This is a genomic window from Enterococcus dispar ATCC 51266 (assembly GCF_000406945.1).
GTDB classification, from domain to species: Bacteria; Bacillota; Bacilli; order Lactobacillales; family Enterococcaceae; genus Enterococcus_C; species Enterococcus_C dispar.
Map to the genome: position 1 here is coordinate 1,111,376 of NZ_KE136354.1, position 12,779 is coordinate 1,124,154.

Consider the following 12,779-nt stretch of genomic DNA (forward strand, 5'->3'; position numbering starts at 1 on the left):
ACTCTCCAATCTGAACAAACAGATTGAAGAGCGAATTACCCACAATACTACTTTGAGTTGGCCATTCAAAAATTCTGAGTTATCAACTTCCAGCTACTGTCAGATTCCTGAAAAGCCTAAAAAATTCCGGTTCATTTTCATGGAATTAATATTTACATTAATTCCATCCCAGGTATTACAACGGATCAAGAATCTTCGAAATATTCTTTACTTTATCAACATCCGTTCAATTAAAATAACATCTTTCAATTTTTTTGAACTAAATAAAGAGATTGAGAGCCCATTTTTTCGTAAATACTTTTTAAAACATCCCGGTTAATCTCTTCGTTTTTTTCTCCATAAGGATTATTAACATAGACATTTGTCTCACTAACGCCGGTAATAACTACTGCATGGCACAACGCAGTGACCGATACACTACCAGATTTAGTCTGCCACAGCATAAAATCGTCTTCACTTGGAACTGCAAAATCTACCGTGCTGACTATCCAGACAGGCGTCCCCGTCTTTACTTGTTGTAATAATGCTTCAAAATCAGCCTTACGAGACTGAACAACTTGATATTCATTTTGAACAATTTCAGAAGCAACGTCTGCAATTGGCTCCACAAATGCCCCCATTGCCATATAGCCTTCATAAATATTACCCACAAAACCTTCCTGTGGGTCGCCATGAATATTATTTTCTTCGTCTTCATATACTGGTACATAGGCCAATTTATCTGCTAAATCATTTTTATTTGTTTGAAACCCATAATATTGTAACAACATCGAAAGAGCTGTTATTTCACAACCATTTTCTAATGGGATATCTCCTTCAAATTGATTTTCTAAAGGGACATCAAGGATTGTATCTTTCACTTCTATTTGATCTACATCGTTTTTTTGTTTGACTATCTATCGAAGTAACGACTGGTTTTTCATCAGTTTTTAAAAGAGTAGTATGAAGTAAAAGAGTTCCCGAAACTACAATTAGAATTAATAAAGTCTTTTTTATCGTCACCATAATATTCCTCTTCTCTCTTATACTCCACTTCAGAATAACGGATATAGCTTAAGTGAAACTAAAACAAAAGGTTGGATCTTACTAGACGAACTCAAAAAACTTTTTTAATTCTTAAAATAAAGCGGACTGAGTCAATTTTAATACTATTTTTTTATAAGAAAGGTTGAACCAACTCGTTTAACTCTTATTATTGTAGGTTTTTTAGACAACCAAATCTCAATATCCTTATATACCAACTTTATTTTGTGTAAAAAAGATATAGTCCCTTGAGCTTCAAAACAAAAAACCGTCAGAGCTCTAGAGCCCCAACGGTCTTTTCACTGCAATTATTTCACAGCATCTTTTAAATTAACCAACTCGAAGCGTTCCGCTTTGGTATGGAAGCGGATAAAAACAGGACTAATTGAGCGATATATAATAGTAGGTAGTCCACATAAATCTGGACTATTTCGGACATATTGCCCCTTTATTGCCCCCTAACTTTATATTCTGTTCGCTTTACAAAACAAACGTATGTTCGTATAATAAAAGCATCAAAAACTTGGAAGTGATTTTATGCGTATCCCACCACCTTATCAAGATCGCAAATTATTAAAGTGGAATGGTTTCTTTTTATCTGAACATACTAAACAGCTATCCGAAGAAAAAACAGAAGCAAATTTTATTGTTCCGGAAAAAGAGCTAATGACGTCCGATGAAATAGATCGCACACTATATGAAGCTCGATTAAAAGATCGCAGTATTGCAATTCAAAAAGAAGAAATGAACGAAGAAGGACAATATCAGAGAGATATTGTTGGAAAAGTGCAAGGATATGACGAATTGGGAATATACATTGATGATCAGAAAATTGATTACGATGAAATCCGCAACGTAGAATTCGTGAGTGTCGCTAAGTGGTCTGCATTGGAGGAATGATGATGATTCATTTAAACGGAACTGTTAAACATGTTAAGATTTTGAAGTCTAATGAGCGTCCCCTAGTATTTTTCAAATTAGATGATACAAATTGTCTCATTGCTTCTCATTCGCTAAACTTTTTAGCTGACGCAGCAGAAGGAACTAAGATAGCCGTCGCTGGTGAATATAATAGTAGAAAACAATTCATTGTGAAGAAATATGCAGTGGTAGGCATGACGAAGATTATGATGGAGTTTGAAATGATGAGAATATAAATACCCACTCTCTAGTAGGATAAAGAGTGGGCAAAAGAAAGCGAGAGTGGACTACTCTCTAATTAGTAGTTTATCATTTTTAGGTTTCAACGCAATAAAAAAACAGGCACCTATCGCCAGGGTGCCTGCCCTCCCTAAAAGGGAGTAGAAATGGATAGTTTCTGAATGTCAGTTTAGCATAAAACGGTTTCAGCAACAAGAATTATACTATTTTAACACAAAAAGAGCTCCCGATTACTCGAATGCTCCTTGCAGAAAATAAAGATTTTCTTGGATTGGTTTTATTATACAATGTAACGCTTACATGTGCAATAGAAAAGATCTTAGCGTAGGTAGGCTAAGATCTTTTTTAATTTATTTATGTTGGTCGACTAATTGTTGGGACTTGTTCGCTATGTCTTTTACATCTTGGTTAGCTTTGTTTAATTTATCAATATACGCTTTTAAATCAGAATTTTCTTTAGTTGCATTTGCTAACTGCTGTTTAGTAGAATCGAGCTCTGCTTGTAAAGAATTCTTTTCACTGTTTAATGTGTTGATTTGGTTATTTAGTGAATTAATGGTATTTCGCAGATCATTCGCTTGATTTAATGCTTCTTGCAGTTTAGAATTCCATTCTTGATTTTTCTGATTGATCTCTTGATTTTTTTGATCAATTTCTTTCAATTTGTCCGCAATTTCTTGCTGTTTAGATTGTAACTCTCCATTTTTACTATTTAATTGAGATTCTAAACTAGTTTTTTCTCCAGCTAGTTGATTATTTTCATTTTTTAAATTCTCTAACTGTTGCCGATAACCGTCAATATCTTTTTGAAACTGATTTAATTGGTTCTGTGTACTAGTTGATTCATTGGATAATTGTGCGATTTTCTGTTCCTTGACTGATAGTGAGTTACTCAACTTGTCTAAGTTACTATTGATGGTAGAAATATTATCTTCCCCACCCCATTTTAAAATGCTATCTGCATAATTTTTACCAGCTAAACCAAAAAATGTTAGTACAACGATGAGTGTTCCGATTACATATTTTTTCTTTTTCATTATTCCATTTTCTCCTTACATATATAAAAGCGACATAGCAACTCTTATATAATAGAGTTTTATCTATTATTTTTCAATATCGTTGTTTATTTATAATTAAATTTTAATGTATACTTACATATTATAAAAAAGTTGTGTTTAAAAAATCAGTAACCGATACCATAAAAAATACTATGCAAGTGTGAGCACGTGACCAAAAAAGACCTTAGCTTTCGCTAGGGTCTTTAAATTCTATATCAATGAAGTAGACAACTTTGAGGCGACTACCACACAGGCAGCTTACTGATTATATATTATTCGCATAATATAATTTCGCGCTATTCAAAGAATTACAATCTAACTTCAAATAAATCATAGCATAGAAATAAACTACAAGCAATAAAAACGCAAAAATTATTTGCAAATATCGATGTTACAATATTTTCGAGGGAAATAATGCGGGCAGCCTATATTACAAATTTCAAGCAATCTTCTGTTTCTTACATCAGTGTTGCTTCCTTGAGCGTGATTCCTTGCTATCCTAAATACTGTATTAGCAAATAAATCTACAACTTGAATTAAATCCTTTGATTTAGAATCTTTGTAAGTTGTTTTTAGTTCACTGACTGTTGAGGTTTCAATCATAAATTTTATTCGTAAATAATCTTCTAAACTATTTAATGATTCAATAGATGTATTTCTATCATCTAACATGACATTTAAAATATTTTTTGACGAACTGGTAGAAATTCTATGAATATTGGCTAGTGTCAGATAGGTAAAATAGTTAAAAGCTAATGCTGTGTTTGATCTCAAGTTGTCAATAATATTAAAATTATCAATTATTTTAAAATGAAACTTAACATCAGTTTTTTCAGCTAAACTTTCGAAAATAGATTTTTTCATCCCATAAGGCATTTCTGATCCTTTTATTTCATCTTTTATATCAAAATCAATGTTGTTATTCCTAATGTACTTTGCTTTAGCTTTTCTAAATTGGCGAATAACATTATATGGTTCGTCTGTTTCCAGAAATGCTATCACAAAAAAACGCGTACCTAGCGATTTACTCTTGGTTATACATCCAGACTCATCTGCAAAAATCCTCATCTTTATCTCCTAAAACTGCTTTTGAAATTATTTTACATCCCTCTTTATAATTTTTCAATGTAATTATAGTAAAACCAAATATAAAACAAATACACTTGAAAATTTAATCGCAGAACGTAAAAAAGCCCTCCTACTCAGCGAGTAAGAGGGTCTTTGATTACTTAAATGTTCCCCACGCAGCCTTTCCGACAGGTCGAACTGGAATATAACGTTTGTCCTTTGTGTAAATCCATGTGTAACCTTCTGAGACCTTCCAGCCAAGGTACGCCACTTTTTCATGCGCTTTTAGTGCTTTGCCTGTTGTTCCTTTCAGAGATGGTTTATTCGTTCGTGTCGTGATTTGGGTGTCACCATTGACAAATGTTGCAACCTCCTTCGTAAAACCTGCAGGCAATTTAACAGTAGCCGCCCCGCCGGTCACTCGTTTCACCAATTGCAAATCATTCGGATGAGCCCAGCCCCAATCTTCGACTAAGTATTTTTTGCTGTTGCCAGCAATCCGCTTGATACGCCCTTGCTTACCACGCTTAGTGGTTGAGCGGCCAGCGCCAGTAGAATCGCGATATAGTGCATCATAAACTTTGACAGTATCTCCAACCTTACCATCATTAAGTGGTTTAGGATTCTTAGCCAAGCCAGAACCTGTTGAGGAACTTCCACTTGAACTGCCTAATCCGTTCTCAACATCTTTCTTAAATTGCGCACGACTAATTCCCCACTTAGCTAAATACGGATATGGGTCAACGTGATCGCTACCATTATTAGGTTGATGTTTTGTGCAATAATCATGACTCAAAATGCCCACGTTCCCCGCATCAACTTTTAACGGAATATTTGCTTCTTTTGCTAATTGTCGAAGTAGTTCTACATATAGATTGTAGTCTTTTGTGAATTCTGCTTTTGTTTTGTGACTCTCAATCAACTCCACTTGCGCATATCCCCAAGCATTCCAACCACCACCGACATCATAAGCACCACGATTAACTGACGCAGTTTGAATAATACGACCATTCCCGACTACGTGACTAAAAAATCCACTTTCAATTGGGCGTCTCATGTGATAGTCTGCTTCATTTTGAGCTGTCGAGCTAGGATTACCAGTTGAATGAGCATGAACTTGTCCATACGGTTTAATTCCAACCTGTGGAAGTCCTTGGCGAATTTGTTTTTCAATTTTTAACGCCATCTTATTTTCCCTCCTTATTATATTGGTAACTAGACACTCCAAGAATCATTCCTAAAAAGGCCGTAAAAGCAGTCCAAATAGTCAGCACATCTTCTGTGAAGGGCCAATTTAACGTTTTTCCAATCACTGCAAATAACGTTCCTAAGCCGGGCATAACTAGTCCAACAGCCCATTTAATTACTGCATATTGTTCATCAGTTAGTTTAAATTTTGGCATTCTTATTTCTCTCCTTTATTAAAAAGCGTTTTAATTTGTGCGCTGTGTTCTACTAATTTTTCACTGTGATTATCTAACCTTCTATCATGAGCTTTTAGTTCATCGTGGATAGATTGCCGATCACTTTTAGACGATTCTAAATCCTTATTAATCAAATCCAAGTTATGACTAATCTTTGTTAAATTCTCTGTAATTTTTGTAAAGCTACTCATTACCGGTCTGATTACTAAAAGAATTAGAGCTAAAATGGAAGAAATCCATCCCGCCCACGTTGCTAATTCACCTACATTTACCATTTACATTCCCTCTTTGCTTCAAAATAAAAAGACTAGCAGCAATTAAGCTGCGTAGTCTTTTCCAGTAATTTATTACAAAATAATAACTTTACGTAACGCCCACTGATTTTTATCATAATTAGCATTCATGTTATTCGCATCGCCACTCACTCGATTTTCAAACACTTTAAAAATCTTATTTGTAGTTTTTGAAGAGTCAGGCATAGCAGCGTAATATGTTTTACCGTTGTACATTGAAATCATTTCTTTAGGTATAAACGTAGGAGAATACCCATAGTCCATAGGCCCTGTTCCCGGTGTATATCTACTCCAAACAAGTAAAAGTCCACGATTCATTTTATTAATATCAAACGAATATGAATGTGTGTCCAAAAAATACGTAGCACCATCGAAAACTAATACACCACCATTTACATCTGAATAAGAATATATATCTTTTGTGACTGATACTGTTGTACCGTTTGCAACATATTTAGCTAATGGGAATGTATATACTTGCCCATCACCAAACAAGTCTTGTTGAGTAAGCTCTGAAACTAATTCAAGTCGAACTTGATTGTTAATAACTTCATAATCAGGATTGCCTGGAGTACCCGTTGCTTTATTTACTTCTGTTAAATCAATAGTCAGACAAACAAAACCTTCTGTATTTGCCATCGCTGTCAAAGCTTCACGTTCGGTAACTTCGATATGTCTCCCACAAACAATAGCACTTCCAGTATCGATATAGATATTTAAACCTGAAGAAGTAACATTCATTTGATTACGATATTTTTTGACAACGTAGTTTCGTTTTAAGTTTAGTGCATTGTAAAGACCCGAATCTGCTTCAGGCGTTACCTTCATTTTGTCGAATTGATATCCTTGTATCGTCATTTTCCACTCTCCTATTCCAAAACTTCTGATAATCGACTTCTAATATGCCCAAACTTTAAGCCCACAAATTCACTGTTGCTAGTGATCTGATAGCCAGTTAGAACCGATTGAAACAGTTTTTCATTGTAGTAAATATTGGCCAAAGTCCCGATTCGCAAATTCTCGAAACTAATAATTTCCGAATTGTCTTTGATATCAAAACTAATTTCATGGCTATAGTAATTCCCTTTTAGCTCACTATTTGCCACATCACTGTAGCTCGGTGCGTCTGTTGCGGTAGTGTCATAGATATACACCTTCGTTTTTGTTGGTTTAAAAATAGATGCATCATTGGCATTTTGAGTGACTTCATTTTGCGTCGTCAAATAGTAAGTTGCGAGAATGTTCGGACCTTCCGAGTTGTTCGTATTTTTATTGACGATCAAAAGCATATTTTCGGTATTTTTACCGACTTCTGTTGTGGACACTTCCCAATTTACAAAGTCATATACGTTATTTTTAAGTTGGATAGTATCAGTGACATTTTCAAGATATGTTTTAATACGTCCATTCTCAAATCTATCAAATTCCCAAATGATGTTGTACTTTTTAAAAGCATTGATGGCATATTTGACGAGGCTTGTCGGCGTCGGCGGTTCAGATGGTTGATAGATATGGCTTGTATTCGTGCGGATCTCTACATCTAAAATACCGATTGTTTTCGTAGTATCTTGCAGCAGATAGCGATTGATCAGATTGTAGAAATGCGATTCGAAGCTATTCCCACTGATTCGTGTTGCTGGAAATTCAAAATTGACGAGGTTGTAAATATCTGTTGCCACGATTTTGCTGTCCTCATAGCTATCAATCACACCAAAAAAGACGTTCTTATCTCCGCCTGAAAACTTTGCAAAGATAAAATCGCCTTTTTCAAATTGGACTGTACTAGCCAATGTAAATTCACTTTTTTCTTGAGTGATATAATCCCGATTGATATCGTATTTTTCAACGATCGTCGGCTCTTGTGTGATTTCGCCTTTTCGGTTGATAAACCAAACATTTAGCTGTTTCATCAAACTGTCACCCACTCCTCTCTATACCTAAACTCGACTTTATCTACATTATGAAAAATCAAACGTGACTGCCCTTCCGGAATCGTGACGAAGTTGCTACGCGCGAGATCCTGTTGCTGATAGACATTTGACACTGTGCCATCTGGTGATATCAGACGCGCTCGCTGTTCGTTAGCCACACTTGAAACTACCAACCGATAGCCTTCCGCAATCGTCAGATTAAAGCCATCTGACTGATCCACGGTTGATCCCAGCAAGACTTCCCAATAGGGATTCGTGCACGGTCCGTATATCGTAATCTCAATCGGCGAACCCACACTGGCACCAATGTAGACTGATTCGTTTTTGAGCGTAAACACACCATTTTTTCCGTTGTAATCAGATTCATAAACGTAAGGATAGACATAGTAATGCTCGCTTTCGCCATTATCAAGATAGATTTTTCCATCGCCAGCTGTGTCAGGTGTTGGCTCGTACTCATTCGGAACCCACCTGTAAAACGGCGTTGTAAAATCCAAAACAAAGCTTTCCTGCAAGACAAAATACTCGTTTAGCTCTGATTTAGTGATTTCACTCAGAATACAGTCACGATAGAAAGCACCCGCAGTCGTTTCGTAATACAAACGGTATGGCGGTTTATTTAAAAACTTAATAAATTCGTTGTACCGCAGATAAGGATCCCCGCCGTCTGCGCCAAACAGGACTTGCAAGCCGAATTGATTGCCGTTCAAGGCTTTTCCGCCTGATAAAAAGTTGGCATTTGATCCATACAAGTCATTGTCAAAAGAAACACCTAGACCCTCCGGACTGATTCCGAAAAAGTCTAGGTTGTTTAGGAAGTCGATCATGTCGTTTTTTGAGTTATAAAGCCGAATTTGACGTATCACGATTGAATCCTCCTAACGATTATTTTTTCTACTTCATTTGCGATTTCTTTCGCGCCACTACCTTTTGTATTAACAGTGATACTCAAATTCGTTCCGGCACTGGCTGGGCTTGCAGCTACCAAAGCCATTTGCGGCGCTGCCATCATAATTGATTGACCTTTTGAATTGACAACTTTCCCGCTAAAGCTGAAGCTGCCTTGATTTTTCAGCGCGTTCCATTTGTCCGCAACCCAAGACTTCGCCGAATTAAACGCAGAAGATATTTTGTCATAAATCGCATCGCCGAGACCCGTAATCCCCGAAACGATTCCATTCACGATTGAACGACCAACGCTTCCCCAATCGACATTTTTTGCTTTTGATACTGCCGTATCAAATGCACCGCGCAGCGCATTCCAAATCGCTCCGCCAATGGTACTTATTGCTTGGCCAATCATCCGAATGATCTTCGAACCAATACTTGCCCAATCAATCGATCCGGTAGAGTTGTTTTTGGCAGTAGTGAAAATAGATTTTAGTACGTTCCAAACCATCCCACCGATTGCACTAATCGCATTGATAATCAGTTTTATCAGTGTTGATCCGACATTATACCAGTCGATTGATTTAATAAGATTCATTGCTGTTTTAAACAGTGTTTGGACTGTATTCCACAGAAACGATCCAAGAGCTTTTAAGCCGGTTGTGATCGTCCTCAACACCCATGAGCCCACAGCGCCCCAGTCGATTGTTTTAATGAAGTTAATCGCTGTATTAAACAACACTTTAAAAGCGTCCCACAGGAAGGAACCTAAAGTTTTCAAACCGGCAACAACCTTAGTAATCGCGGTTTTAGCTAAACTCCCCCAGTCGATGCCCGATATATATGAAAACACTCTGTCTTTAAAACCGACGATAGCTTGAACGATCTGATCAAACCCTTTTTTGACCTGTTCGCTGTTTCCAGAAAATGCACCAGCGATGATATTTGACAGACCCTCAAAAATTTTCGTGATACTTTCTACTGCCGATCCGATAACAACTGCGGCAACACCGACGATTTCTTGGAATAACAGCCACGCTGGCTCAATATACGCCCAAACTTTTTGCCAAGCCGCTTGGATTCCCGCGAACCCTTTTCCGCCTGTGATATTATTGATCGCATTCATGACATTTTCTTTGATGTTGTTCCAAATATCCGTCATTGCTTTCCGAAAGCCTTCCGACCGATCCCATAGCTGTTTGAGCGCAACAACGACTGCCACGATTGCAGCAACGATACCAAGGATCACACCACCTGAAATTCCGCCAAACGCTTTAGCGATCAAACCGGCAAACTTGGTATCTTTCAAGAATAGCATTGCTTTGGACATAGCTCCCAATGCACCTTGCACCACGCCGAGTATCTTGGCGACACCCAAGAGCGTTGGCGCGACTGCCGCTAGTACAACCATGCCTTTCACAACTTTTTCAAGCTCTTCCGGACTGAGTTTACGGAGTTTTTCAGTAAACGTATTTAATTTCTTCAAGAATGGTTCCAACGCAGGCATTAAGACGTTTCCGATATTCTTTGCTATTTCGAGGATCTGTTCTTTAAACAGTCGAAGTTGTCCGTTAAAGGAATCCTGTTCACGTTTGGCTGCTCCTAGTGCGCCTTGCTCTCCCATCTTTTCCATCACATAGTTGTATCTTAAAGCTACCTTTTCTGCTTCGCTCATTTCTTTGGTACTCTTACCGTATCCTTTTGAAAGAGCGTACTGGTCAAGAACGTTTTGAGTCATCACTATTGACATTTCTTTAAGGCTTTCTGATTCTCCGGTATAAATACCTTTAAGAGCAGTTTGAGCTCTTTCTGTACTAACATCATTAAATGCAGACATGTCAGCAGTCATTGAGGTTATTTGCTTAGCAAATTCTGCATTGTCTTTTTTTGCTACCCCCAAGCCTGCTCCCATGCCACCATATGTGTTCATTAGTGTTCTTGCTGTATTTTCGGACATATTGATATTATCAATTGATGCCTCTGCGAATTTATCCATCTCGCCAGCATTGTCTTTAAATACGGCTTTCGTTTTTGAGACTTGCTCTTGCAGATCACCAGCCGCTTTTGCCCCAGCGATCAAACCTCCAGCTGCCGCTGCAGAAAAGGGAGCAGCGGCATTTCCGGCTTTTTCGAAACCATCTTTCACTTTGCCGACTTTAGCCGCGGCTTTATCCAACTTGTCAGACATGACATCTAACTGCCGATTGACGTATTCAATATTGCCCGGTGTTAGTGCCTTTAGTTTGCTCTGCGTGTTATCAATTGCACGTTGGACCACTTGCATCTGCGCTTCTGTTTTCTGTATCTCCGATTCAAGTTTCTGCCATTCCGCTGTGCCGATTTTCTCATCGCCAAGCGCTGCCTGTTCTTTACGGAGTTCTTCGACTTTCTTACGCCCAAGATCCATTTGCTGTTGGAAATTCTGCATTTTCCGATTGATCAAGTCCACATTATTCGGATCTAGCTTGAGTTGCTGATTGATCGATTGGAGGTCTTTTTTAAGCAGGGAAAGAGCCGAATTGATGCCTTTTACCGAGTTGTCAAACTCTACTGTGTTTGCTCCAAATTTTACTGTCAAACCGACAAATTCTTGTGCCACTTTTCCCCCTCCTATCCAGGCACCATCGCTGAAATGATTTGCGAGTTAGACGCTTTCTCCTGTTTCGTGTCTTCGTCGCGGTTAATTTCCTCGATTAGCCGTAGTAAGTAGTTTAAATCCTGTTGCTCCGCCCAAAACACATCGATTTTGGACAAGAAAGTACCTCGGTATATTTCAACCGAGGTCAGCTTTTTTTTGATTTTTTACTTGTTGTTTTGCGTTTTGAGAAATCTTTGGAAGAGATCTCGTTGAAAATATTCAAGAAGAATTCTACGTTGACCAGTGACATTAGCCAAAGCGAATCTCTCGCCGTTTCGATCGTTCCTTCACTCTGTACCAACACTCCGTTGTTGACTTCGGCATAAAAACACGGAATAAAATCCATCAAAAAGCGATTAATCAATGGATCTGTCAGCATTGGCAACAGTTTGATTGCTTCCTCTTCCGAAATCGCATTGATTTTTTCAAAATTTATTCCCGATTCGAACAAATACGAAGTCAGCCGATTAAAGGCTTTGTTGTACTCGTCAAAAAAATCACGACCGGAAACTTGCTCATACAGCTTGATCGTTTTTAGCGTATATAAAAAGCGAAGTGTGTGTGTTTTCGAAACTTCTTGCGGTTCTTCAAGTCCGCTCTTTTCATTTTTGACAAATTCAATATCATCATAAGTTACGTCTTTTTTTAACATCTATTAAATACCTCCAGTCGGAATTTGCGTTGTCGGTAGAATCACCTCAGTGTACGCTAATTCGAACAAAGCCGCATTAGCTTCCGTTTTTCTGATCACAGCTTCAGTAACTGGTTTATCATCAGCATCTAACACCGCCGGATTCGGACTAGCCGTCACAGGAATTTCGAATTCTTTTGGTTCTGCACTGTCCTCATCGGTTTGTGATTCCGATGTTGGATTAGACGCTTTGACGTTGTAGAAAATGTGTAATTCTTCGTATTCTTCGCCAAATTCATCTGTGATCGTTTCGATATACTGCCAAACAAAGTTTTTCTTCGTGCCCGTATTCGTCAGCATACCGTTTGCGGCTTTTTTCTTGCCTAAATGATTTATGACGAAACTTTCCGGAAACTGATAAACTGTGATAGATCCTTCTGTGGTTTCAGCACCGCTTAAACGGACATGTTCCACGTTGTCCGCGTAATAAGGATTGGATTCTTGCGTCGTTTCGAAGTTATTGCCGCGCAATCCGGTGAAAATCGCAGGTGTCCCAAATTCCACCTGTCCTTCTGCGTTTTTCGTAATGCTTGCAAATGCGCCAAACGCATTTCCGTGCGTGACTTCGCGTGTTTCGTAAGCTGGTCTTGCCATAGTTAATTCC

14 protein-coding genes are annotated in these 12,779 nt (G+C 38.0%); 2 read left to right on the top strand and 12 right to left on the bottom strand.

The features are described from left to right. Nucleotides 1–245: 245 nt before the first annotated feature. Nucleotides 246–860, bottom strand: a complete 615-nt coding sequence (locus tag RK01_RS05400) for a C39 family peptidase (RefSeq protein WP_016172271.1) — start codon at nt 858–860, stop codon at nt 246–248. 700 nt (nt 861–1,560) lie between these two features. On the opposite strand from RK01_RS05400, the gene RK01_RS05405 reads away from it, so the two are divergent. Continuing rightward, nucleotides 1,561–1,923 carry a hypothetical protein gene (locus RK01_RS05405; RefSeq protein ID WP_016172273.1) on the top strand — a complete coding sequence of 121 codons (363 nt, stop codon included), beginning with the start codon at nt 1,561–1,563 and terminating at the stop codon, nt 1,921–1,923. 2 nt (nt 1,924–1,925) lie between these two features. Continuing rightward, the gene (locus RK01_RS05410) at nt 1,926–2,180 is read left to right on the top strand and encodes a hypothetical protein (RefSeq protein WP_211212128.1); all 255 of its coding nucleotides are present in this window, start codon (nt 1,926–1,928) and stop codon (nt 2,178–2,180) included. A 354-nt stretch (nt 2,181–2,534) separates the two neighbouring features. Here the strand turns inward: RK01_RS05410 and RK01_RS05415 are convergent, their stop codons facing one another. The 11 genes from RK01_RS05415 to RK01_RS05465 all read right to left on the bottom strand — a co-directional run bounded on the left by RK01_RS05415 (nt 2,535) and on the right by RK01_RS05465 (nt 12,769). Further along, nucleotides 2,535–3,221, bottom strand: coding sequence for a hypothetical protein (locus tag RK01_RS05415; protein ID WP_016172275.1), 687 nt, complete (start codon nt 3,219–3,221; stop codon nt 2,535–2,537). Between the two features lie 393 nt (nt 3,222–3,614). After that, entirely contained in the window at nt 3,615–4,310 is a 696-nt protein-coding gene (locus RK01_RS05420) for a DUF3800 domain-containing protein (protein WP_016172276.1), read from the bottom strand. 157 nt (nt 4,311–4,467) lie between these two features. Next, entirely contained in the window at nt 4,468–5,496 is a 1,029-nt protein-coding gene (locus RK01_RS05425) for an N-acetylmuramoyl-L-alanine amidase (protein WP_016172277.1), read from the bottom strand. Between the two features lies 1 nt (nt 5,497). Continuing rightward, nucleotides 5,498–5,713, bottom strand: a complete 216-nt coding sequence (locus RK01_RS05430) for a phage holin (RefSeq protein ID WP_016172278.1) — start codon at nt 5,711–5,713, stop codon at nt 5,498–5,500. A gap of 2 nt (nt 5,714–5,715) precedes the next feature. Continuing rightward, nucleotides 5,716–6,009 carry a hypothetical protein gene (locus tag RK01_RS05435; protein WP_016172279.1) on the bottom strand — a complete coding sequence of 98 codons (294 nt, stop codon included), beginning with the start codon at nt 6,007–6,009 and terminating at the stop codon, nt 5,716–5,718. 72 nt (nt 6,010–6,081) lie between these two features. Further along, a complete protein-coding gene (locus RK01_RS05440) occupies nt 6,082–6,885 on the bottom strand; it encodes a hypothetical protein (RefSeq protein WP_016172280.1) in 804 nt (267 codons plus the stop codon). A gap of 11 nt (nt 6,886–6,896) precedes the next feature. Then, nucleotides 6,897–7,937, bottom strand: coding sequence for a hypothetical protein (locus RK01_RS05445; RefSeq protein ID WP_016172281.1), 1,041 nt, complete (start codon nt 7,935–7,937; stop codon nt 6,897–6,899). Next, a complete protein-coding gene (locus RK01_RS05450; RefSeq protein WP_016172282.1) occupies nt 7,937–8,824 on the bottom strand; it encodes a phage distal tail protein domain-containing protein in 888 nt (295 codons plus the stop codon). The genes RK01_RS05445 and RK01_RS05450 overlap by 1 nt, the downstream gene beginning before the upstream one ends. Beyond that, nucleotides 8,821–11,445, bottom strand: coding sequence for a phage tail tape measure protein (locus tag RK01_RS05455; protein WP_016172283.1), 2,625 nt, complete (start codon nt 11,443–11,445; stop codon nt 8,821–8,823). Before RK01_RS05455 ends, RK01_RS05450 begins: the two co-directional genes overlap by 4 nt. Nucleotides 11,446–11,629: 184 nt before the next feature. Continuing rightward, on the bottom strand, nt 11,630–12,136 hold the full coding sequence (locus RK01_RS05460) for a hypothetical protein (protein ID WP_016172284.1): 507 nt from the start codon (nt 12,134–12,136) through the stop codon (nt 11,630–11,632). A 3-nt stretch (nt 12,137–12,139) separates the two neighbouring features. Beyond that, on the bottom strand, nt 12,140–12,769 hold the full coding sequence (locus RK01_RS05465) for a major tail protein (RefSeq protein WP_016172285.1): 630 nt from the start codon (nt 12,767–12,769) through the stop codon (nt 12,140–12,142). Nucleotides 12,770–12,779 lie beyond the last annotated feature (10 nt).

Coding starts and splice junctions, on each gene's coding strand:
- RK01_RS05405 (WP_016172273.1), top strand. CDS start 1,561: ATGCGTATCCCACCACCTTATCAAGATCGCAAATTATTAAAGTGGAAT.
- RK01_RS05410 (WP_211212128.1), top strand. CDS start 1,926: ATGATTCATTTAAACGGAACTGTTAAACATGTTAAGATTTTGAAGTCT.
- RK01_RS05415 (WP_016172275.1), bottom strand. CDS start 3,221: ATGAAAAAGAAAAAATATGTAATCGGAACACTCATCGTTGTACTAACA.
- RK01_RS05420 (WP_016172276.1), bottom strand. CDS start 4,310: ATGAGGATTTTTGCAGATGAGTCTGGATGTATAACCAAGAGTAAATCG.
- RK01_RS05425 (WP_016172277.1), bottom strand. CDS start 5,496: ATGGCGTTAAAAATTGAAAAACAAATTCGCCAAGGACTTCCACAGGTT.
- RK01_RS05430 (WP_016172278.1), bottom strand. CDS start 5,713: ATGCCAAAATTTAAACTAACTGATGAACAATATGCAGTAATTAAATGG.
- RK01_RS05435 (WP_016172279.1), bottom strand. CDS start 6,009: ATGGTAAATGTAGGTGAATTAGCAACGTGGGCGGGATGGATTTCTTCC.
- RK01_RS05440 (WP_016172280.1), bottom strand. CDS start 6,885: ATGACGATACAAGGATATCAATTCGACAAAATGAAGGTAACGCCTGAA.
- RK01_RS05445 (WP_016172281.1), bottom strand. CDS start 7,937: ATGAAACAGCTAAATGTTTGGTTTATCAACCGAAAAGGCGAAATCACA.
- RK01_RS05460 (WP_016172284.1), bottom strand. CDS start 12,136: ATGTTAAAAAAAGACGTAACTTATGATGATATTGAATTTGTCAAAAAT.
- RK01_RS05465 (WP_016172285.1), bottom strand. CDS start 12,769: ATGGCAAGACCAGCTTACGAAACACGCGAAGTCACGCACGGAAATGCG.